This window comes from Thermogemmatispora sp. (assembly GCF_042408735.1).
GTDB lineage: Bacteria > Chloroflexota > Ktedonobacteria > Ktedonobacterales > Ktedonobacteraceae > Thermogemmatispora.
Window position 1 is genome coordinate 1 of the sequence record NZ_JBHOQV010000193.1, and the last position, 1,132, is coordinate 1,132.

General features: G+C 61.8%; 1 protein-coding gene and 1 pseudogene. Both read left to right on the plus strand.

Annotated elements, in window-relative coordinates; translation table 11 throughout:
* On the plus strand, positions 1 to 837 hold an 837-nt coding region (locus tag ACFMO7_RS20810), incomplete at its 5' end, for a class I SAM-dependent methyltransferase (protein WP_376797406.1).
* A 52-nt stretch (positions 838 to 889) separates the two neighbouring features.
* Positions 890 to 1,132: pseudogene (locus ACFMO7_RS20815) on the plus strand (hypothetical protein); the annotation flags it as partial.

Below are 1,132 nucleotides of genomic sequence, written 5' to 3' on the forward strand. Positions count from 1 at the left end.
GCCCTTCCCCGCCTGCGCGGCTCCCGCCGCTATTTGCAGGAGCAGCCCTACCTGCTCCCCAAGGACCTGGGCGAGGTCAACCGCCTCGACTTCCAGCATTATGTTTTGCGCGCCATCCTGCGCGGCAACTATCTGGCTCCCGTCCAGCAGCCTCGCCGCATCCTCGATGTCGGCTGCGGCACCGGTCAGTGGGCCTTCGAACTCGCCCGCCAGTTCCCTCAGGCTGAGGTCATCGGCTTCGACCTCGAGCCAGCCAAGACCAGCTCCTCGCCTCCCGCCAACTACCGCTTCGTTCAGGGCGATCTCCTGCAGGGCCTCCCCTTCGACAACAACTCCTTCGACTTCGTCCATCAGCGCCTGCTCTTCCTGGCTATTCCTCTCTCGGGCTGGCCCAGCGCCGTCCAGGAGCTGGCCCGCGTCACCGCCCCCGGCGGCTGGGTCGAGCTGGTTGAGGCCAGTATTGCCGCACAAGATCTGACTCCCTCCGGTCCCACTACGCAGAAGCTTTTTGACTTGGGCGGACAACTGGCTGCCCTGCGCGGCCTCGATAGCGAAGGAAAGGTGGCTCGCTTACTCGAGCGCTATCTGGCAGAGGCCGGTCTTGTGAACATTCAGTGTCACCAGAGAGAAGTTCCGGTCGGTGAGTGGGGGGGACGTATAGGTTCTCTGATGGCCTTGAATTTCCAAGAAGGCGCAAAGGCGCTCAGCGCTCCCATCGCCTTCCGATTCGGTATGACTGAGCAGGAGGTCGCTACAGCCATTGAGACGATGATGCAAGAATTCAATCTTCATCGGACAAAGTATAGCTATACCGTGGCTTACGGACAAAAGATGTAATGATACCAAGGGATGGAGAAGCTTTCCTGGAAGGAAAGGAGGGAACTGCTTTATGCCGTGGTGGTTCTTCCGTCGTCGCTCTCGCGGCTCCGCTTCCGCCTCTCCCTCTGCTGCACTCACCCCTTCCTCGGGCCGCCTGCCGCCAGGTGAGGTGGCCCTTCCCCGCCTGCGCGGCTCCCGCCGCTATTTGCAGGAGCAGCCCTACCTGCTCCCCAAGGACCTGGGCGAGGTCAACCGCCTCGACTTCCAGCATTATGTTTTGCGCGCCATCCTGCGCGGCAACTATCTGGCTCCC